This window comes from Streptomyces sp. SLBN-31 (assembly GCF_006715395.1).
GTDB lineage: Bacteria > Actinomycetota > Actinomycetes > Streptomycetales > Streptomycetaceae > Streptomyces.
The window spans coordinates 2,015,952-2,037,109 of the sequence record NZ_VFNC01000001.1; the positions used below are offsets into that span (position 1 = coordinate 2,015,952).

Consider the following 21,158-nt stretch of genomic DNA (forward strand, 5'->3'; position numbering starts at 1 on the left):
TCGGAAGGACTCACCGTGGCAACCACGCGCTCCGCACACACCGTATGGGAAGGCAACCTGCTCGAGGGCAGCGGTGTCGTGAACTTCGACTCCTCCGGGGCCATCGAGGCGCAGCCGGTGACGTGGGCCTCGCGCTCCCAGGACGCGAACGGCAAGACCAGCCCCGAGGAGCTGATCGCCGCCGCGCACTCCAGCTGCTTCTCCATGGCGCTGTCGCACGCCCTGAACGGCGCCGGCACCCCGCCCACCAAGCTCGTCACATCGGCGGACGTCAATTTCCAGCCGGGTGAGGGCATCACCGGCATCCACCTCACCGTCGAGGGCACGGTCCCCGGCATCGACGACGACGCCTTCGTCGCCGCGGCCGAGGACGCCAAGAAGAACTGCCCGGTCAGCCAGGCCCTGACCGGCACGACGATCACCCTGTCGGCCAAGCTCGCCTGAAGCGGCCGAGCCCGCCCGACCACGGGCCACAGGTGCCGCGCCCCGTCCCCGGAGCGCGGCACCGCCGTTTTACGGGGTACCCGAGAGCCGTTCTCCGGGGGTACCCGGGACCTACGCGGCATTGACAACAGCGCACTCAAGTTTTGTGCTGGAGTCTGAGAAGTGCCTGGCGGAAGGGGACGGAGATGGCACGTGCGGTCGGGATCGATCTCGGGACCACGAACTCCGTGGTGGCCGTCCTGGAGGGCGGCGAACCCACGGTCGTCGCCAACGCGGAGGGGGCCAGGACCACACCGTCGGTCGTGGCCTTTGCCAAGAACGGGGAGGTGCTCGTCGGTGAGGTCGCCAAACGGCAGGCCGTGACCAACGTGGAGCGCACCGCGCGCTCGGTGAAGCGGTACATGGGCGACGCGCACTGGCGCTTCCCCGACCAGGGCTCCATCGACGGCACGCGCTACCGGGCGCAGGAGCTGTCGGCGCGGGTCCTGCAGAAGCTCAAGCGGGACGCGGAGTCCTACCTCGGCGAGGACGTCACGGATGCGGTGATCACCGTCCCCGCGTACTTCGACGACTCGCAGCGGCAGGCCACCAAGGAGGCCGGGGAGATCGCCGGCCTGAAGGTCCTGCGGATCATCAACGAGCCGACGGCCGCCGCCCTCGCCTACGGCCTCGACCGGGGCGAGGAGCAGACCGTGCTGGTCTTCGACCTCGGCGGCGGCACCTTCGACGTGTCGCTGCTGGAGATCGGGGACGGGGTCATCGAGGTCAAGGCCACCAACGGCGACACCCACCTCGGCGGCGACGACTGGGACCAGCGGATCGTCGAGCACCTGGTCAAGCGGTTCCAGGGGCAGTACGGCGTCGACCTCGGCAAGGACAAGATGGCCCTGCAGCGGCTGCGGGAGGGCGCCGAGAAGGCCAAGATCGAGCTGTCCAGCTCCTCGGAGACGACGATCAACCTTCCCTACATCACTGCCTCCGCCGACGGGCCGCTGCACCTCGACGAGAAGATGACCCGCGCGCAGTTCCAGGAGCTCACCGCCGACCTGCTCGACCGGTGCAAGACCCCCTTCCACCAGGCGGTCAAGGACGCGGGCATCAAGCTGTCCGCGGTCGACCACGTCATCCTCGTCGGCGGCTCCACGCGCATGCCTGCCGTCACCGACCTGGTGAAGGAACTCACCGGCAAGGACCCGCACAAGGGCGTCAACCCCGACGAGGTCGTGGCCGTCGGCGCCGCCCTGCAGGCCGGTGTCATCCGCGGCGACGTCAAGGACGTGCTGCTGCTCGACGTCACCCCGCTGTCCCTCGGCATCGAGACCAAGGGCGGCATCATGACCAAGCTCATCGAGCGCAACACCACGATCCCGACCCGGCGTTCGGAGATCTTCACGACGGCCACCGACAACCAGCCGTCGGTGGGCATCCAGGTGTACCAGGGCGAGCGGGAGATCGCCGCGTACAACAAGAAGCTGGGCGTCTTCGACCTCACCGGGCTGCCGCCGGCGCCTCGGGGCGTGCCGCAGATCGAGGTGGCCTTCGACATCGACGCCAACGGGATCATGCACGTCTCGGCGAAGGACCTGGCCACCGGCCGCGAGCAGAAGATGACGGTGACCGGCGGCAGCGCGCTGCCCAAGGACGACATCGACCGCATGATGCGGGAGGCCGAGCAGTACGCGGAGGAGGACCGCCAGCGGCGGGAGGCCGCCGAGACCCGCAACCAGGCCGAACAACTCGTGTACCAGACCGAGAAGTTCATCCGGGACAACGAGGACCGCATCCCGGCCGACACCAAGTCCGAGGTGCAGGAGGCCACCACGGAGCTGAAGGGGCTCCTGGAGCGGAACGCCGATACCGGCGAACTGCGTACGGGCGTCGAGAAGCTCGCAACCGTCAGCCAGAAGATGGGGCAGGCCATGTACGCGAACGCCGCCGGCTCCGACGGCCAGGCCGGCGACCGGGCCACGGCCCACGAACAGCCGGGCCACGAGGAAGAGGGCGTGGTGGACGCGGAGATCGTCGACGACGAGAAGGACACGAAGGGGGGCGCCGCCTAGCGCCCACAGGGAGGCAGGGTCGCGCACACAGCCGTCAGGACGGTCGCGTACGGCGTGCCGAGGTCGGTCAGTGCGGTGCGCAGCCGTTCCAGGCCGGCGCGGTGCTCGGTGAGCAGGCCTGTGTCGCCGGTACGGGCCGTGAACTCCAGGACGGCGGGCAGGAAGTCGGGCGGTTCCCCGTCGGTCATCTCCAGTCCGGCGGCGCGGTAGACGTCCCCGAAGCGGGCGGGCGTCATCCCGCGCCGCCGTGTGTCCGCGTCCTGCCACCGGCTCAGACGGAGGCTGTACCGGTTGCCGGAGTCGAAGACCCGGACGTAGTGCGCGGCCAGTTCCCGGGCCGGCGTGACCGCCGCGTGGTCGGTGAACTCCCGCAGCTGGGGCGCGGCTTCGCGCAGCAGTGGCAGCCGGGCGCGGAAGTCGTCGCCCGGGTAGGTCAGGCAGAGCGCTGCCGCCTGATGCAGGACGGCGTCAGAGGGCATCGGACCCCCTTGCCGGTATCCGCGTGTCGGCCACGTCCCTCGCTCCCTTGCTCGCCCCGTCCTTCGACGCTAGGGGCGAGCGAGGGAACGCACCCGCCCAGACGCCCGTACGGGTGTACGGGCCGCGGGCCCCGGGTCTCAGGCCTCGGGCTTGCGGGCCACCCCCGCGTACACCGGTACGACGCCCTCGGCCTGCGCCTCCACGTCCACCGGCTCCGGCCGCCAGCCGTGGACGGGGATCACACCGGGGCCGAGCAGCTCCAGACCCTCGAAGAAGCGGTAGAACTCGGGCAGCGTGCGTGGATAAAACGGCGTGCCGCTCTTACGGAACAACCCCGCGGCCTTCGCCACCCCCTCGGGACTGAGGTCCTGGGTGACCTGGGAGAGGATCAGGAAGCTGCCCGGGGCGAGCGCCTCGACGTACCGCTTGAGCAGACCGTGGACGTCGTCCTCCTCGTCGCCCAGGTAGTGGGTGAGCGCGATCAGGGACAGCGAGACGGGACGGGAGAGGTCCAGGGACTCGGCGGCCAGCCGCAGGATGGTGTCCGGGTCGCGGACGTCGGCGTGCACGTACTGGGTGCTGCCCTCGGCGGAGCCGCGCAGCAGGGCCTCCGCGTGCCGCAGCACGATCGGATCCTTGTCCGCGTACACCACCCTCGACTCCGGCGCCGCCTCCTGAGCCACCTGGTGCAGGTTGGGCTCGGTGGGGATGCCGGTGCCGATGTCGAGGAACTGGCGTATCCCGGCCCCGGCGGCGGCCCGCACGGCCCGGTGCATGAAACGGCGGTTGGCGCGCGCCCCGCGCACCGCGGTGCCGTCCGAGGCCAGGATGTCGCGGGCCAGTGCCTCGTCCACCGGGTAGTTGTCCTTGCCGCCCAGCCACCAGTCGTACACACGGGCGGGGTGCGGGCGGCTGGTGTCGATCTGCGGTAAGGCGTCGGATCCGGTCATGCGGTGTCGTCTCCTCGGGGTGGGAAGGGTGCCGTGCGTGCCGCGGAAGAGGGAACCCGGCGGCGGACTCAGAAGGTCTCGCGGTACTCCCGCAGGAGCTTCCTCGTGCGCTGCGCCGAGGCGGCACGCGCCGTCATGTGGTCCAGGACCTCGAGGTGCGCGGAGACCTCTCCCCGCGAGTCGAGGTAGAGGGCGCCCGTCAGGTACTCGGTGAAGACCATGTCGGGCAGTTCGGGCTCGGCGAAGCGGAACAGCGTGAAGGGCGCGTACGTCCCCGGGTGCGGGCCGTCCTCGAACTCGGCGACCTGAAGCGTGATCCGGTCCCGCTCGGCGAACTCCAGGAGCTTGTCCAGCTGCTCGCGCATGACCTCGCCGCGGATGCTCACCGGACGCTTCAGCACCGTCTCGTCCATCACCACCCACAGGTGCGGCGGGTCCGGGCGGTCCAGGAGCTTCTGCCGGGCCATGCGCAGCGACACGTGCCGGTCGATGGTCTCCGGGCCGGTCTGGCCGACCGTGCCGGCCTCCATGACGGCGCGCGCGTACTCCTCGGTCTGCAGCAGCCCGGGTACGAAGTGCGGCTCGTAGGAGCGGATGATCCGGGCGGCGCCCTCCAGGCTGACGTACAGGCTGAACCAGTCCGGCAGCACGTCGTGGAAGCGCTGCCACCAGCCCGGCTGGTTCGCCTCCTCGGCCAGCGCGACGAAGGCGGCCGCCTCCTCGTCCGGTACGCCGTACGTGGTCAGCAGCACCTGGACGTACGGGATCTTCAGCGCGACCTCGGCCATCTCGATCCGCCGCACGGTCGCCGGCGCCACGCGCAGCACGCGCGCGGCCTCCTCACGCTTGAAGCCCGCCGCCTCCCGCAGCTCCTGCAACCGTTTTCCCAGCACCACCTGGCCCACAGTGGGCGCGGGCCGCCGCTCACTCACGCCACGCCTCCCCTACGCGCCGAAGTCCGCGCGAAGCAGTGTGTCATGTTCCGGTGTCAGTCTCACGGGGTCCGCGGTGAGGCGCTTGCCACGTGTGCCGAACGGGCGCCCGGTGGCGGCGCCCGTCAGGAGATCAGCGACCGGAGGTACTTGGCCGTCGCCGGGTCGGCCGGCAACAGCGTCTCGATGGCCAGCTCGGCCACGGTGACGTCCATGGGCGTGTTGAACGTCGAGATGGAGGAGATGAAGGACAGCGTCCGGCCCTCGTGCTCGATCCGCATCGGCAGGGCGAAGTACGGTACGGGCTCGGCCGGTTCGCCGCCGTGGGCGCTCTCCGGGACCGGGTAGGCCGCGACCTCCTCGTACAGCCGGCGCAGCGGTGCCGAGCGGTGCAGGGCGATCTGCCGCTCCATCTGGGCCAGCAGATGGCCGCGCCACTCGGGCAGGTTGAGGATGCGCGGCGCCAGGCCCTGGGGGTGCAGGGTGAGCCGCATGGCGTTGAGCGGGGGCTTCAGCAGGGACTCCGGGAGCCCGTCCAGCAGCGTCATGATGCCGCGGTTGGCCGCGACCACGTCGTACGTCGCGTCGACGACCAGCGCCGGATAGGGCTCGTAGCCCTGGATGAGCCGTTCGATGCCCTCGCGCAGGGCGCCCATCGCCGGATCGTCCAGGGGGGTCTCCGGGTAGCGCGGGGCGTAACCGGCAGCGAGCAGCAGGGCGTTGCGCTCCCGGACGGGCACGTCCAGGTGCTCGGCCAGCTTCAGCACCATCTCTTCGCTCGGCCGGGAGCGGCCCGTCTCGACGAAACTGATGTGCCGGGCCGAGGACTCGGCGCGCAGGGCAAGCTCCAGCTGGCTCACCCGGCGCCGCTCCCGCCAGGCCCGCAGCAGCGGGCCGACGCCCTGGTCGGCGGGAGCGGTCACGGAGGCGATGGTTCCGGTCACGGCAGCGGTCATGTGTACGACCGTAGTCGAGGAACGCCCCCCGCGAGGTGTCCTCGTCTCACCCCCGGGCACCCTCTGACCAGGACCGCAGTCGCAGGGCTGTGGCAGGCTGAAGAGGCAACCGCAGCCGAGGTGAGGAGCGAGGCCATGCCCGTGGAACCGCTGTCCCAGAAGGAGATCGAGGACCGGCTCGCCGAGCTGTCGGGCTGGTCGGCCGAGAACGACCGGCTCACCCGCTCCTACCGGCTCACCTCGCACTTCGCGGCCACGGCGATGGTCGTGCACATCGCCCGGGTCCAGGAGGAGCTCGACCACCACTCCGACCTCACCCTCGGCTACAACACCGTCTCCCTCTCGGTGAACACCCACAGCGTCGGCGGCCGGATCACCGAGCTCGACTTCGGCCTCGCGAGCAGGGTCGAGGAGCTCGCACCGGGACACGGGGCACACTGACGCGCGTGCTCGACTACGACAAGGAAGCCGACGCCTACGACGAGACACGCGGCGGCGAGGCCAGGGCCGCGGCCGCCGCGACCGCCGTACTGGGCCTGGTCCCGCCCACCGCCGAACGCCTCCTCGACGTCGGCTGCGGCACCGGCATCGTCACCCGCCGCCTCGCGGCCGGGCGGCCCGCGGCCCGGGTGACGGGCGTCGACCTGACGCTCGGCATGGCCCGGATGGCCGCCGGCCGGCTGCCCGGCGCGATCGCCCTGGCCGACAGCCGCGCGCTGCCGTTCCCCGACGCCACGTTCGACGCCGTCAGCAGTGTGTGGCTGCTGCACCTGCTGGACGGGCCGCAGGACGTCCGCGCCGTCGTCGCCGAGTGCGGCCGGGTCCTCAGACCCGGCGGGGTGTACGTCACCACCGTCGACAAGGCCGCCGCGCACAACGTCGGCAGCGACATCGACGCCGTGCTGGCCGAGCGGCCGCGCAGCGTGCCCCGGGACCCCGCCGACCTCGTCACCCGGTACGCCGCGGCCCAGGGCCTGCTCCCCGCCGGCCGGGCCCGGTTCCAGGGGCACGGGCAGGGGCGCAGTCCCCGTCGTACCGTCGCCGACCTGCGGCGCGGCTGGTTCGTCACCCTGCCGCCGGGCGAACCGCTCGCCGAGCGGTTCGCCGACCGCCTGGCCCGGCTGCCCGACCAGGACCGGCCCCGCCCCGATCCGGTCTTCCACCTGCGCAGCTTCAGGAAGGCCGGCTGAAGTCCATCGTCCAGTTGGTCAGCCAGCTCTCCCCGCCGTCGACGGAGAACGCCTGCTCCCAGCGGGCGGCGGCGGGGGAGACGCCCGACCAGACGAACCGCACGCGCACGTCCTCGCCGTCGTACGTGTCCTCGCCGAGGAACTCGCCCCGGTCGCCGTCGAAGCCGCCGTTGACCGGTGGGAACAGGGTGCCGGTGCGGCTCGAGGACCAGTTCAGCGACCACTGCTCACGCTCCGGGTCGAACAGCCGCAGGGTCAGTCCCTTCGCGCCCAGGTACGGCATGTCGATCTCGTCGAGGTTCGCGGCGCCGTCGAACAGCGGAAGGCACCGGCTGGTGGACTCGAACTCCACCCAGCCGCTGTCCGGGTCGAGGAAGTCGGTGCGGCGGCGATGGGCGACCTCCCACTCTCCGTGCAGGAAGTCGAAGTCGTGCGGACCGCTCATGTGCGTTCTCCCGTGGTTCCTTCGGGCAGGGTGTCGGACAAGTAGGCCGTGAGGTCCGGGACTTGGGGCGTGAGCATGTGCCGCACCCAGGCGTCCCGCTCGTGCTGGATCGGCGGCAGCTCGAAGACGCAGCCGATCCAGGGGAGTTCGGGCCTGACGAAGTGGGTGGGGTCGCGGTCGGGGCAGCCGAGGACCGGCTGGCCGGCGGCCGCGTTCGCGTAGTGCAGGACGTTGTCCCACACCCAGCTGTAGGCGTTGACGTAGGCGCCGTCGTCGTTTCCCCGGTGAACGACGACGAAGGTCACCGGCGGCGTCCCGTCCGGCTCCGGCAGCAGCTCGGGCAGGACCTCGTACGCCGCCTTCTCCACGTCGGGCGCGATGCCCGCCGGGTCGGCGGTGACGTGGTAGCGCTTGACGTGCCGGCCGGCCACCTCGATCGGCGGCGGCACGGTCAGCAGTTTCTCCGTGAAGGGCATGAGGTGACGCTAGGGCCGCTTCACTGACACCTTGTGTCAGTGAAGTCCAGCCGTCTCGTCTCGATCCTCCTGCTGCTGCAGACCCGGGGCCGGATGACCGCTGCCCAGCTCGCCGAGGAGCTGGAGGTCTCGGTCCGCACGGTCTACCGGGACGTGGAGGCGCTGAGCGCGGCAGGCGTCCCGCTCTACGGCGACGCGGGCCACGCCGGCGGCTACCGCCTGCTCCACGGCTACCGCACCCGCCTGACCGGGCTCACCGCCGACGAGGCCGAGGCCCTGTTCCTCGCCGGAGCCCCCGGCCCGGCCGCCGAGCTGGGTCTCGGCTCCGTCCTGGCCGCCGCCCAGCTGAAGGTGCGCGCCGCCCTGCCGGCGGAACTGCGCGAGCACGCGGACCGGGTCGGCGGCCGCTTCCACCTCGACGCCCCCGGCTGGTACGCGGACGCGGAGGAGACGCCGTACCTCACGGCGGTCGCCGACGCGGTGTGGCACAGCCGCGTGCTGCACGTGCTGTACCGCCGCTGGGCCGAACCGACCGACGTGGAGCGGCTGTTGGAGCCGTACGGGCTGGTCCTCAAGGCGGGGCGGTGGTACGTCGTCGCGGGCCCCGGACCGCGCACCTTCCGCGTCGACCAGATCCTCCGACTCGCCGAAACAGGCGAGGAGTTCACCCGGCCGTCCGGCTTCGACCTGGCCGCCTACTGGGCGGCCTACCAGCGCGACTTCCCCGACCGGCTGTACCGGGGCGAGGCGCTCGTACGGCTGGCACCGGGAGTGCGGCTGCCCAGAGCGGTCGACGTGCGCACCGACGACGACGGCTGGACGGTCGCCCGGGTGCCCATCGAGTCGGTCGCACACGCGCATGGCGAGTTCCTGCGCCTGGGCACGGACATCGAGGTGCTGGAACCCTCCGACCTGCGGCTGAGCATCGCCCGTACGGTCGCCGAACTGGCCGGAATGTACGGCAACCCGGCCTCGGACCGTGACGACTGAGGGGGCGGAACCCGTCCGTCCTCTCTGGAGGTTCGTCCCGTGCAGCACCCGCACCCGCACAGGCACCGCAGACGCCGTGTCCTCCTCCCGGCGGTGACGGCGACCGCGGCCCTGGCCGCCGCCGGCCTCACCGCCCTGTCGCCGACCCCCGCCGAGGCCGCCACCGCACGGCAGGTGGAGAAGCTCGACCGCGGCCTGGTCAGCGTGCACACCGACAGCGGCAACCTGGTCGGCTGGCGCTGGCTCGGCACCGACCCGAACGACGTCTCCTTCAACGTCTACCGGGCCGGTACGAAGGTCAACTCCGCGCCGATCACCGGCTCCACGAACTTCTTCCACTCGGGCGCCCCCGCCCAGGCCGACTACACCGTCCGCGCGATCGTGGGCGGCGTCGAGCAGGCCGACTCAGAGCACGCCGTGCAGCTGCGCACCGGCTACAAGGACGTGCCCATCAGTCCGCCCGCCGGCGGTACCACCCCCGACGGCGTCGCCTACACCTACGAGGCGAACGACGCCTCCGTGGGCGACCTGGACGGCGACGGCCAGTTGGACTTCGTCCTGAAGTGGCAGCCCACGAACGCGAAGGACAACTCCCAGTCCGGCTACACCGGCGACACCTACCTCGACGGCGTCAAGCTCGACGGCACCCGGCTGTGGCGCATCGACCTGGGCCGCAACATCCGCTCCGGCGCGCACTACACACAGTTCCAGGTGTACGACTACGACGGCGACGGCAGGGCCGAGGTCGCGACGAAGACCGCGGACGGCACCGTCGACGGCACCGGCACGGTGATCGGCAGCTCCTCGGCCGACCACCGCAACTCCAGCGGGTACGTGCTGTCCGGCCCCGAGTACCTGACCATGTTCAACGGGCGGACCGGCAAGGCGATGCAGAGCGTCGACTACGTCCCCGAGCGCGGCACGGTGTCCTCGTGGGGCGACTCCTACGGCAACCGCGTCGACCGCTTCCTCGCCGGCACGGCCTACCTCGACGGCTCCCGCCCCTCCCTGATCATGGCCCGCGGCTACTACACCCGTACGGTGATCGCCGCCTGGGACTGGCGGAACGGCTCCTTCTCCCGCCGCTGGACCTTCGACACCAACTCCTCGGCCAACTCCGGCAAGGGGTACGACTCCCAGGGCAACCACCAGTTGTCGGTGGCCGACGTGGACGGGGACGGCAAGGACGAGATCGTGTACGGCTCGATGGCGGTGGACGACAACGGCAGCGGGCTGTGGACCACGAAGAACGGTCACGGCGACGCCCTGCACGTGGGCGACCTCGACCCCTCCCGCCCGGGCCTGGAGGAGTTCAAGGTCGACGAGGACGCCTCCAAGCCGTCCTCCTGGATGGCGGACGCGAAGACCGGCCAGGTCATCTGGTCCACCCCCGCCAACGGCGACAACGGCCGGGGCGTCTCGGGCGACATCTGGGCGGGCAGCGCGGGCGCCGAGTCCTGGTCGTCGGCGGAGAGCGGCGTCCGCAACCCCAAGGGCACGGTGGTGTCCAGCCGCAAGCCGTCCAGCACCAACTTCCTGTCCTGGTGGGACGGCGACCCGGTCCGTGAACTCCTCGACGGCACCCACATCGACAAGTACGGCACCTCGTCCGACACCCGCCTGCTGACCGGCGCCTCGGTCCACTCGAACAACGGCACCAAGGCGACGCCGTCCCTGTCCGGCGACATCCTGGGCGACTGGCGCGAGGAGGTCGTCTGGCCGACGACCGACAACACGGCACTGCGCATCTACTCGACGCCGTACGAGACGACGACGAGGATCACCACCCTGCTCCACGACACCCAGTACCGCACGGCCCTGGCCTGGCAAAATACGGCCTACAACCAGCCCCCGCACCCGAGCTTCTTCATCGGCGACGGCATGGCGACACCCCCACGCCCGACCGTGTACACGCCGTAGGAAACGACGAGGGCGCGTGCCACCCGGCACGCGCCCCCGAACGGGTCAGGCGACCGTACAGCTCTGGTCGCCCAGCTTGAACGACGCCGGTTTCGTGTTCGAGCCCGACCAGGTCCCCGTGAACCCGAAGCTCACGGACGAGCCCGCGGCCACGTTCCCGTTCCAGCTCACGTTCTTCGCGGTCACCGCCGCGCCGGACTGCGTGTAGTCGGCGTTCCAGAGCCGGCCGACCTTCTGGCCGTCGGCGAAGGACCAGCCCAGGGACCAGCCGGTCCAGGCGGTCGATCCGGTGTTGGCGAGCCGCACGTCCGCCTGGAAGCCGTCCGCCCACTGGTTGGTGATCTTGTACGTGACCGTGCAGGCGCCGGTGGGCGTCGGCGTCGGGTCCGTGCCACCGCCGCCGTCCCCGCCGCCGGTGTCGGAGGTGTCGCCGTAGACGACACCCCGGCCGTTGGTCGAGACGTACACCCGGCCGTAGACCCGCGGGTCACCGGTGATCGCCGCGCCCGTCCAGCCCCACTGGTGGGCGTCGTCGTTGATGCGGGTCCAGGTCGCGCCCTTGTCGGTGGAGCGGAAGATGCCGCGCACGCCGCCGATCTTCGCGCTGGTGTAGAGGGTCTGGTACGAGGCTCCCGTCGCGGCCTTGCCGAAGCCGATCGTGTCGGCCTGCTCGACGTTCGACAGCTTGGTGAAGCTCGCCCCGCCGTCGGTGGAGTGCCACAGGCCGTACGCGCCGTCGGAGGCGCCGCCCGCGAGCCAGACGTCGCCCTTGGTGCCGGGCAGCGCCTTGAACCGCACGCTGTCGCCGCTGGGCAGGCCGCTCGCCGACGAGGCGGTGAAGGTCGCGCCGCCGTCGGAACTGACGTAGAACCTGCCGGACTTGAAGCCGTAGAAGGTCTTGGGATCCACGCGATCGGACTCGACGACCGCCCCGGACGGGATCCCGCTCGACGGCTGCCACGAGGAGCCGAAGCCCGTCGTGTACTGCACACCGGTGCCCGCGGGACTCCACACGAACCGGCTGCCGTCCGCCGCCGCGGCCACCGTCCCGCCGCCGCTGACGCCCGAAGGGTCCGTCCCGGCGAACCAGTTGGCGCCGTTGTCCGCCGAGAACGCGATGTGCGGGCCGGAGTCCAGATCGCCCACCCGCACCACCGTGTCGGGGTTCTTCTCGGCGAAGTCGAGGCTGGTCGTCGTCGTGAAGGTCGGCGAGGTGAACATCATCGAGGGGACCTTGGCCAGGTCCGTGTGCCGGAAGCCGCCGATGTCGCCCAGGGCGCTGAGCAGCGGCGCACCGCTGGGCGGGGACGCCAGGTCGTTCACGGCGGTCTCCTCAAGGCCCTGCACCATGGGCTTCACGGTGAACCGGCCGCCGCTGTCCCACTGGGTGAGGTTCTCGGTGCCGTACAGGGTCGCGCCCGTCCCGTACATCATCCGGTCCGAGTCGAACGGGTCGATCTCCAGCGACTCCGTCATCCAGCCCAGTTTCGGGCTCTGTTCGGGCGGCGACGGATTCGCGCCGAAGGTCAGCCACGGGGAGGACGAGACGTCGATCGTGAAGCGGTCGGCACGGTTGGGATACGACGTGTAGTCCCACGCCTTCGTCCAGGTGCCCCCGCTGTCCGTCGACCGGAAGATCTGCGTGTCCGGCCACCAGGAGCTGTACGCCGTCGCCATCACCGTGCCGGGGTGCTGACGGTCGACGGTCAGGCCGCTGAAGCCGTAGTACGTGTCGGCCTCGGCGACCGGGCTGATGTTCGTCCACGTGCCGCTCGCCGTGGCGTAGCGCCACACCTGCCCCTTGCCTCCGTCGTACGGGCCGCCCTTGTCGCTGTAGGCGAGGTACAGGTAGCCGTTCTTCGCGTCGAGGACCCCCTTGTGGGCCAGATAGCCCGTCGGCTGACCCGCGAGCCGGGTCCAGGTCGCGCCCGCGTCCGTCGAGCGGTACACCGCGTTGTCCTTGTCGGCGACCCCGACGTAGATCGTCTTCGTGGCGCTCCCCGAGGTGCCGGTGGACTCGTCGAAGGTGACCCAGACGATGCCCTGGTTGTCGCTCGCGTACCCCGTCGTGTCGCTCGGGTCCTGCTGGTAGTTGCCGGCGTTGGGGAAGCTCGTCACCTGCGACCAGCTCACCCCGGAGTCCGTCGACCGCCACAGGCCCTTGCCGCTGGGCGCGCCGAGGTACAGCACACTGTCCTTGTTGGGGTCGATCGCCAGCCGCTCGCCCATGCCACGGCCGGGCATGTTGCCGCCCAGCTTGAAGGGCAGGTCGGCCTTCTGCCAGCTCGCGCCCCGGTCGGCGGACCTCAGCACGGCGCCGTTCGTCGGGTCCCAGCTGTTGGTGTACGTCCCTACGGCCGCGTACACCTTGTCCGGGTTCACGGAGTCGGAGGCGAGGCTGACCACGCCGGTGTGTCCCCACTCGGTCCAGCCGACCGAGTCCAGCAACGGCGTCCAGGTCTTCGTCGACTGCTGCCAGCGGTAGGCGCCGCCGATGTCCGTGCGCGCGTAGGCGAGGTTCTTCTCGGTGCGGTTGAAGACGATTCCCGGAACGAACCCGCCGCCGTCGATACGGGCGTTCTTCCAGGTGTAGGAGTCGGCGGCGAGGGCGGCCCCGGCGGTGTGGCCGGCGGCGAGTGCGGGGGGCGTGCCGGCGAGCAGACCGGCGGCCAGCGCGAGGACGGCCGTGAGGATGCGGGTTCTTCGCACGGGAGATCCTTTCCGGTGGGGGTTTCGGAAGGGTGGTAAGCGCTTTCCAAGTCATGCGAGAGTCGCCGGGCAGCCCCCAGTGCGGGTGGGGGCTGCCCGGCGGGACGGCCCCGTCGTCAGGTGACGGGGCCACGCACGCGAAGCCTTCAGGCGGTGCCGCGAGAGGGGCGGTGCCCACACGCCCCTGAAAGGGGCGCGGGGAACTGCGCGACCAGCCACGACGGACCCGCAGCCGAACACTGCACCCCCAGCGGCAGCGCCCGGCGGGGGCTATTCGAGAAGCTCCGCGTACGAACCCATGGCCATGGCGATGTCCGCCTGGGCCCAGAACCGGTGGTACGTGAACGACGGCGCGGCGCCGCCCTTGAGGTACGCCTCGATCTTCGACCAGGCCGGGTCGTTCTTGTAGAAGGACCTGAGCGAGATGAACGTCGACGAGGAGTTGACCGCGTCACCGTTCGGCATCTTGCCGCTGAAGCCGCTCGGGACGTACACGCCGTCGTCGAAGCGGTTGTAGTCGGCCCGGGTCTCCGGGACCGCGACGCCCAGGCTGTCCTGGTAGTTGCTCCACATGCCGTCGAGGAGCGCCTTCGCCGTCGACTTGGCGTTGGCGTCACCGGACTTGGCGCCGTAGTACGTCAGGGTCTTGGCGTACGCGGCCGCCACGCCGACGTCGTTGGTGTAGTCGGCGACGGTGACGTGCAGCCCGCTGTTGGAGCCGGGGCTGGAGGCGTTCCAGGTGTCGGGCTGGCCCGACCACTGCAGCGTCGACGGGATCTGGTAGGTGCCGTCCGGGTTGATCGTGGTCTTGGACAGCGCCCACTTGACCCACTTGTCGAGGACCGCCTTGGCCTGCGCGTTGCCCGTCTGCTGGTAGTACTCGGCCACGCGTTCCATCGACCAGGCCTGGAAGCCGAACCACTGGTTGGACGGCGGGTCGTGGTAGACGGGCTGCTGGTCGTAGTACATGCCGTAGAAGGTCGACGTACCGGACGGCGGAGTCGCGTACCGGCCGGCCCAGCTGTTGGTCGCGCCGCCCGCGATGGCGCCCTCGGACGACTGCAGCCACTGGTAGAACTCCAGCTGCCGCTGCAGCGACTTGGTCCAGTCCGAGGTGCCGGTGGCCGACTTGGGCTTCAGGTCGGCGTACGAGCTCAGCGCGTACGCGGCGAGCGGGTTCTGGTAGCCGCCGTGCACATGGCTCGACCCGATCCGCCAGGCCCAGCCGCCGCTGGTGTCGTTCGAGCCGCCCCAGGCGTAGTACCAGGACAGCAGGTAGTGCGAGGCGTCCTTGCCGGTGCCGGCCGCACAGGTCGACGGTCCGACGCAGTTGCCGATCTTCTTGAAGTACTTGTCGTACATGGCGTAGCGCAGGTAGTCGCCCATCTTCGCGGCCTTGCCCACGGTCGCGGAGACGTCGCTGCCCTTGCCCTGCTGCTTGGCCCACACGTCCGCCCAGTACGCGGCCTGCACCGCACGCGCGTCGGCGTCCGGGGCATCGGTGTACTTCCACTGCTTGGCGTAGGACGAGTCGCCGGTGAACAGGTCGAGGTAGCCGTTGCTGCCGCCGTACTTGAAGGCGTCGCAGGTCGGCTGCGGCACCGTCTCCCACACCGACTCCTGCGCGCCGCGCTGGAAGGTGTTGATGTACGACGGTCCCTTCGCCGTCGGACCGCCCTCACAGGTGCCGCCGGGCGTGTTGCCGTAGCCGTAGACGTTGTCGACGTCCTGGAGCCAGTGCATGCCGTAGACGTCGTCCGTGCCGTACGTGCTCTTCAGCTCGCCCGCGATCGGGTCCGAACCCACGGACACGGAGGTGTCCAGCTTCGCCGGGTACTCGTTGGGGGTGTCCAGCTCGGGAGCGTAGGTGGCCGGCTTCGAGGCGTTGTAGAAGGAGTTGGTGGGCTGGTCGGCGTGGGTGGGGATCATGTACTTCTCCATGAGCGCCCACGCGCTGTTGAACTTGGACCAGTCACCGCTGACCTTGCCGTACATCGCCTGCAGCCACAGCAGATAGCTGTAGGCCTCCGACGTGGTCTCGTGACCCTGGTCCGGCGCCTCGACGATCAGCGTCTCCACCGAGTGGTAGGGAACGCCGTCGGGCGAGAAGTAGCCGTTCGCCGGGTTGGTGATCTTCCCGTACAGGTCCAGGAAGCGGGCGTCGTACGCCTTCGAGGCCGCCAGCTCCGTCACGGTGACCGTCGCCTTGGTGAAGCCCGTGGCCGTCGACTCGAAGGACGCCGCGCCGGTACCGGAGGAGTCGGCGGTGACGGTCACGTTCTGCGCGGTGTTCCAGTTCGAGGGGGTGAAGGTGAGGCTCGCCCCGCCCGACACCGACAGACCGGAGTTGCCGCTCGCGCGGGCCGTCGTCACCGTCACGTTCGACGATGGCTGCGACGACAGCTTCACCGCGTACGTCCCCGACTTGCCCTGCTGGACGCCCAGTTGGGTGGGTGAGGCGACCACGGCAGGACCGGAGGCGACGGTGATGCCGACCGGGGTCGACGCGGCGGAGGCGCCCAGGCTGTCGTACGCCTTCGCCACCAGGGAGTGGCTGCCCACCGCGAGTGCGGAGGCGGACAGGGTGTACGGCGCACTGGTGTCCGTGCCCAGCAGGGTCGTGTCGTCGTAGAACTCGACCTTGCTGATCGTCGCGTTGTCGGCCGCGGCCGCGGTGGCCGCGAGCGGGACGGCGGTGCCCTGCGTGTAGACCGCGCCGGCCGTGGGGCTGGTCAGCACGGTGACCGGCGGCTGGTGCGCGCCGGCGCAGGTGGTGCCGTTGATCGCGAAGTTCGTGGGAGCGGTGTTGGCGCCGCTGTAGGTGAACTGCGCGCCGGTGGTGACGGCGGAGTTCGCGGCGATCTTCGCGTTGTAGCCCGCGTCCCGTACGGTGATCGCCGAACCGGACTGCGACCACGTGCCGTTCCAGCCGTTGCTGAGCTTCTGGTTGCCCGAGTAGCTGTAGGTCAGCGTCCAGCCGTCGATGGTGTCCGTGCCGCGGTTGGTGAGGGTCAGATCCGCGGTGAATCCGGAACCCCAGTCGTTCGTCTTGTAGTCGACACTGCACTGAAGTGCCGCCGCGTGGGCGACAGTCGTGCCGGTGCCGAGCATGGTGAGCGGAAGGGCGAGGGCCGCCATGGCAGCGGTCCACAGCCGCCGCGTCCCGCGGCGTCTGCGTCTTGGATGCATGGTGCTGGTTCCTCCTTGCGGCTCGAGCGAAGGTGGGGGAGGAGCAACAAGCCTTGAACCAGTGGGAGCGCTCCCATAGTGGGGATGGGGGTGGGGGCGGTCAAGATGCTTGAAGAGTCGAAATGATTCGACTGCTTTCCGACCGGGGGAAAGTCAGGAAACTCCGTGACCCCCCTGTCCATCGCTGTCACTTGGCGCTAGCTTCGTTGGCACCAGTGGGAGCGGTTCCATCAGTCGACGCGTCCGTCACGATGCGCCTGAGCTGCAAGGAGTCGCTCATGCGACACCCCCCGCGTTCAGTACTTTTAGCCGTCACCGGAGCGGTCGCCCTTGTCGGGGCCATGACCGTTCCGGTCGTGACGGCGCAGGGAGCCACGCCCGCCTGCTCGGTGGAGTACTCGGTCACCGGCCAGTGGGACAGCGGCTTCCAGGGTGCTGTGAAGATCACCAACAACACCGCCGCCATGAGCGGTTGGAGCCTGACCTTCGACTTCGCCGACGGCCAGAAGATCACCCAGGGCTGGAACGCCAAGTGGTCCCAGTCCGGCACGACGGTGACCGCCACCAACGAGAGCTACAACGGCTCGCCGGCCATCGGCACGAGCGTCAGCGCCGGGTTCCTCGCCTCCCGGCCGGCAGCGGGGGGCGACGCCGTACCGACGTCGTTCAAGCTCAACGGCACCCCGTGCAACGTCGATCCGGAACCGTCACCCACCCCGACGGACCCGCCGGCGACGGGCACGGCGCCCGCGCTGCACGTCGCGGGCAACAAGCTCGTCGACGCCTCGGGCGCCACCCGCCGACTGCTCGGCGTGAACCGCTCCGGCGGCGAGTTCATGTGCGTCCAGGGCCGCGGCATCTGGGACGGTCCGGTCGACGACGCGGCGATCAAGGCGATCGCCGACTGGAAGGCCAACGCGGTCCGCATCCCGCTCAACGAGGAGTGCTGGCTGGGACTCTCCGACGTCAACTCCGAGTACGGCGGCACCCATTACGTCAACGCCGTCAAGGACCTGGTGGCGCGCGTCGAGGCGCACGGCATGACGCCGATCGTCGAACTGCACTGGACGTACGGCCAGTACACCGGCAACTCCGCCGGCTGCTCCGACGTCCACGCCACCTGCCAGAAGCCGATGCCGGACGCGCAGTACACGCCGTCCTTCTGGACCTCGGTGGCGAACACCTTCAAGGGCGACAAGGCCGTCGCCTTCGACCTGTTCAACGAGCCCTACCCGGACCGCGCGGCCTCCACGACCACCCAGGCGTGGCAGTGCTGGCGGGACGGCGGCACCTGCCCCGGCATCGGGTACCAGGTCGCCGGCATGCAGGACCTCGTCGACGCCGTGCGCGCCACCGGCGCCGAGAACGTCGTGCTCGCGGGCGGCCTGGCGTACTCGAACGACCTCAGCCAGTGGCTGACGTACAAGCCCGGTGATCCGACGGGCAACCTCGTCGCCGCGTACCACGGGTACAACTTCAACACCTGCGCGAGCGAGAGCTGCTGGAACTCCACCCTCGCCCCCGTCGCGGCCCAAGTGCCGCTGGTGGCCGGGGAGATCGGCGAGAACACCTGCTCGCACGGGTTCATCGACCAGGCCATGAAGTGGTTCGACGCCCACGACCTGTCCTACCTGGGCTGGACCTGGAACACCTGGGACTGCTCCTCCGGTCCCTCGCTCATCTCCAACTACGACGGAACCCCCACGTCGTACGGCATCGGGCTGCGCGACCACCTGCGTGCCGTCAACCCGTAACCCCCGTATCGGAGAGGGAAACCCGCACTCATGAGTCGTACCAGAACAGCGATACTCGCCGCCCTGGCGCTGGTCGCCGGGACCGCCGGGACCGCGACGGCCGTCGTCCCCGGGGACCTCGGAATCCAATCCGTCCCCTGCACCGTCGACTACAAGGTGCAGAACCAGTGGGACACCGGCTTCACCGCCGCCGTGACGGTCACCAACAACAGCGCGGCCAAGAGCAGTTGGTCGCTGAAGTGGTCGTACGCCGGCAACCAGAAGATCTCCAGCTTCTGGAACGCCAAGGTCAGCCAGAGCGGTGCCGCCGTCACCGCCGCCAACGAGACCTACAACGGCACGCTGGCCACCGGCGGTTCGGTCAGCTTCGGCTTTAACGGCTCGTACAGCGGCACCAACGCGCTGCCGACGACCTTCACCCTCGACGGCGTGACCTGCAACGTCGACGACGGAAGCGGCGGCGGGACGGGTGGCGGCACCGGCGGCGGCACGGGCGGTGGTGGCACCGACAGCCGCGTCGACAACCCCTACGCCGGCGCCAAGGTGTACGTGAACCCCGAGTGGTCCACGAAGGCGGCAGCCGAACCGGGCGGCAGCCGCGTCTCCAACCAGCCCACCGGTGTCTGGCTCGACCGCATCGGCGCGATCAACGGCGTGAACGGCGGCATGGGCCTGCGCGACCACCTCGACGCGGCCCTGCAGCAGAAGGGCAGCGGCGAGGAGGTCGTCCAGCTGGTCGTCTACGACCTCCCCGGACGTGACTGCTCGGCCCTCGCCTCCAACGGCGAACTCGGCCCGACCGAGATCGACAAGTACAAGACGCAGTTCATCGACCCGATCGCGGCGATCCTCGCCGACAGCAAGTACAGCTCGCTGCGGATCGTCACCACCATTGAGATCGACTCGCTGCCCAACCTGGTCACCAACACCGGCAGCCGCGCCACCGCGACCCCGAACTGCGACACCATGCTCGCCAACGGCAACTACGTGAAGGGCGTCGGCTACGCGCTGGCCAAGCTCGGCGCGATCCCCAACGTCTACAACTACCTCGACGCCGGCCACCACGGCTGGCTCGGCTGGGACGACAACTTCGCTCCGTCCGCCAACATCATGAAGCAGGCCGCGACCAGCGAGGGCGCGACCGTCGACGACGTGCAGGGCTTCATCACCAACACGGCCAACTACAGCGCCCTGAAGGAGGACAACTTCACCGTCAACGACACGGTGAACGGCACCTCCGTGCGCCAGTCGAAGTGGGTGGACTGGAACCGGTACGTCGACGAGCTGTCGTTCGCCCAGGCGTTCCGCAACGAACTCGTCTCCGTGGGCTTCAACTCCGACATCGGCATGCTGATCGACACCTCACGCAACGGCTGGGGCGGCACCGCGCGTCCCACCGGCCCCGGCGCGAAGACCAGCGTGGACACCTACGTCGACGGCGGCCGCTACGACCGCCGGATCCACGTCGGCAACTGGTGCAACCAGTCCGGTGCCGGTCTCGGCGAGCGCCCGCAGGCCAACCCGGCGAGCGGGATCGACGCCTACGTGTGGATGAAGCCTCCGGGTGAGTCGGACGGCTCCAGCACCGCGATCGCCAACGACGAGGGCAAGGGCTTCGACCGGATGTGCGACCCGACGTACACGGGCAACGCCCGCAACGGCAACAACATGTCGGGGGCGCTGGCGAACGCTCCGCTGTCCGGGCACTGGTTCTCGGCGCAGTTCCAGCAGCTGATGCAGAACGCGTACCCGCCGTTGTAGGTCGCGGATTCGTCCCGGCTGCGGGCTGGACGTGGCTGGTCGCGCCCACGCGGCGGTAGCCGCACATCGGACACAGCCCCGCGCCCCTTTGGGGCGCGGGGTCACCCCTTGTCGGCCAGGCCGCGGCGGATCGCGAACTCAACCGCCGAATAATCGCCGTCCGGCCGGTCCAGTTCGTACGGGACCGCCGGCATCAGCGGGGGCTGGGCCATGAAGCGGGGGCGGGTGCCGTGGTGGGGCTGGGCGGCGTGGACCAGGAAGGGGTGGCAGAGGTAGACGTCGCCGGGGCCGCCGGTGGCGTACGCCAGAGGACGGTCGGCGGAGGCCTCGACCAGCTTCGGTGCGATCTCGAGGCCCGAGACGCCCGTCTCGCCGTACGGCTCCAGCAGCGGTGGTACGTCCAAATGGGAGCCGACCCGGACACGGGTCGGGGCGTCCGCCTCGGTCACCTCGCTGAACAGGAACAGCATCAGCAGGGCACGGTCCCTGGAGCGGAGGTTCGTGAAGAACCAGCTCTCCCCCTCCGGGAGGTAGCTGCCCTCGATGTGCCAGCCCGTGTCGTCCGGTTCCCGCTCGTGCGGGAAGCGCAGCGGGAAGGTGCCCAGCGAGTAGCGCGGCATCCACCGGCCCTCGCCCACCAGCAGGTCGAACGCCTCGTGCAGAACGGGGGAGTTGGCGGCCGCGGCGAACGGCCCCTGGGCCATGTCGCCCACCCGCACCACCGGGTCCTTCCAGGTGGCCGGGTCCTCGGGGTCGTACCCCGTCTCCCGCCACAGCAGCCGCGCGCAGTCCTCGGCGACCCGGGACGGGAACGCCCCCTCGATCTTCACGAAACCGTCCGCGAGGAAGCGCTCCACAAGCCTGTCGTCCATCGGGCCATCCTGCGAGACGCGGCGCCCGGC

17 protein-coding genes are annotated in these 21,158 nt (G+C 70.2%); 8 read left to right on the forward strand and 9 right to left on the reverse strand.

Annotation, left to right across the window (positions count from 1 at the left end; translation table 11 throughout):
• Positions 1-15: 15 nt before the first annotated feature.
• Complete coding sequence (locus FBY22_RS09275) at positions 16-444, forward strand: OsmC family protein (RefSeq protein WP_142144011.1); 429 nt, start codon at positions 16-18, stop codon at positions 442-444.
• Between the two features lie 185 nt (positions 445-629).
• Positions 630-2,504 (forward strand): molecular chaperone DnaK, encoded by a 1,875-nt coding sequence (gene dnaK / locus FBY22_RS09280; RefSeq protein ID WP_142144013.1) that lies wholly within the window; start codon positions 630-632, stop codon positions 2,502-2,504.
• Here the strand turns inward: dnaK and narJ are convergent.
• The 4 genes from narJ to FBY22_RS09300 all read right to left on the reverse strand — a co-directional run bounded on the left by narJ (position 2,501) and on the right by FBY22_RS09300 (position 5,822).
• On the reverse strand, positions 2,501-2,983 hold the full coding sequence (gene narJ, locus FBY22_RS09285; RefSeq protein WP_142144015.1) for a nitrate reductase molybdenum cofactor assembly chaperone: 483 nt from the start codon (positions 2,981-2,983) through the stop codon (positions 2,501-2,503). The two genes, dnaK and narJ, sit on opposite strands and share 4 nt — an antisense overlap.
• A gap of 138 nt (positions 2,984-3,121) precedes the next feature.
• Positions 3,122-3,934, reverse strand: a complete 813-nt coding sequence (locus tag FBY22_RS09290; protein ID WP_142144017.1) for an SAM-dependent methyltransferase — start codon at positions 3,932-3,934, stop codon at positions 3,122-3,124.
• A gap of 68 nt (positions 3,935-4,002) precedes the next feature.
• Positions 4,003-4,866, reverse strand: a complete 864-nt coding sequence (locus FBY22_RS09295; protein ID WP_142144019.1) for a helix-turn-helix transcriptional regulator — start codon at positions 4,864-4,866, stop codon at positions 4,003-4,005.
• A gap of 125 nt (positions 4,867-4,991) precedes the next feature.
• Entirely contained in the window at positions 4,992-5,822 is an 831-nt protein-coding gene (locus tag FBY22_RS09300) for a helix-turn-helix domain-containing protein (RefSeq protein ID WP_142144021.1), read from the reverse strand.
• 135 nt (positions 5,823-5,957) lie between these two features.
• On the opposite strand from FBY22_RS09300, the gene FBY22_RS09305 reads away from it, so the two are divergent.
• Positions 5,958-6,263 (forward strand): 4a-hydroxytetrahydrobiopterin dehydratase, encoded by a 306-nt coding sequence (locus FBY22_RS09305; protein ID WP_142144023.1) that lies wholly within the window; start codon positions 5,958-5,960, stop codon positions 6,261-6,263.
• Positions 6,264-6,268: 5 nt separating this feature from the next.
• Positions 6,269-7,012 (forward strand): class I SAM-dependent methyltransferase, encoded by a 744-nt coding sequence (locus tag FBY22_RS09310; protein ID WP_142144025.1) that lies wholly within the window; start codon positions 6,269-6,271, stop codon positions 7,010-7,012.
• Here the strand turns inward: FBY22_RS09310 and FBY22_RS09315 are convergent.
• On the reverse strand, positions 6,996-7,457 hold the full coding sequence (locus tag FBY22_RS09315) for a hypothetical protein (protein ID WP_142144027.1): 462 nt from the start codon (positions 7,455-7,457) through the stop codon (positions 6,996-6,998). The two genes, FBY22_RS09310 and FBY22_RS09315, sit on opposite strands and share 17 nt — an antisense overlap.
• Positions 7,454-7,933 carry a hypothetical protein gene (locus FBY22_RS09320; RefSeq protein WP_142144029.1) on the reverse strand — a complete coding sequence of 160 codons (480 nt, stop codon included), beginning with the start codon at positions 7,931-7,933 and terminating at the stop codon, positions 7,454-7,456. Before FBY22_RS09320 ends, FBY22_RS09315 begins: the two co-directional genes overlap by 4 nt.
• 39 nt (positions 7,934-7,972) lie before the next feature.
• Between FBY22_RS09320 and FBY22_RS09325 the strand changes: the two genes are divergently transcribed.
• Both FBY22_RS09325 and FBY22_RS09330 read left to right on the forward strand, forming a co-directional pair.
• Entirely contained in the window at positions 7,973-8,923 is a 951-nt protein-coding gene (locus FBY22_RS09325) for a YafY family protein (protein WP_142144032.1), read from the forward strand.
• Between the two features lie 39 nt (positions 8,924-8,962).
• Positions 8,963-10,843, forward strand: a complete 1,881-nt coding sequence (locus FBY22_RS09330; RefSeq protein WP_142144034.1) for a rhamnogalacturonan lyase — start codon at positions 8,963-8,965, stop codon at positions 10,841-10,843.
• A gap of 45 nt (positions 10,844-10,888) precedes the next feature.
• Here FBY22_RS09330 and FBY22_RS09335 read toward each other — a convergent pair whose 3' ends face one another.
• On the reverse strand, positions 10,889-13,552 hold the full coding sequence (locus FBY22_RS09335; protein ID WP_142144036.1) for a cellulose binding domain-containing protein: 2,664 nt from the start codon (positions 13,550-13,552) through the stop codon (positions 10,889-10,891).
• Between the two features lie 270 nt (positions 13,553-13,822).
• A complete protein-coding gene (locus tag FBY22_RS09340) occupies positions 13,823-16,741 on the reverse strand; it encodes a glycoside hydrolase family 48 protein (protein ID WP_142144038.1) in 2,919 nt (972 codons plus the stop codon).
• Positions 16,742-17,019: 278 nt separating this feature from the next.
• Between FBY22_RS09340 and FBY22_RS09345 the strand changes: the two genes are divergently transcribed.
• Entirely contained in the window at positions 17,020-18,495 is a 1,476-nt protein-coding gene (locus FBY22_RS09345; RefSeq protein ID WP_174267115.1) for a cellulase family glycosylhydrolase, read from the forward strand.
• A 30-nt stretch (positions 18,496-18,525) separates the two neighbouring features.
• A complete protein-coding gene (locus FBY22_RS09350) occupies positions 18,526-20,256 on the forward strand; it encodes a glycoside hydrolase family 6 protein (RefSeq protein ID WP_142144042.1) in 1,731 nt (576 codons plus the stop codon).
• 101 nt (positions 20,257-20,357) lie between these two features.
• Here FBY22_RS09350 and FBY22_RS09355 read toward each other — a convergent pair whose 3' ends face one another.
• Positions 20,358-21,128 (reverse strand): phytanoyl-CoA dioxygenase family protein, encoded by a 771-nt coding sequence (locus FBY22_RS09355; protein WP_142144044.1) that lies wholly within the window; start codon positions 21,126-21,128, stop codon positions 20,358-20,360.
• Positions 21,129-21,158: the final 30 nt, after the last annotated feature.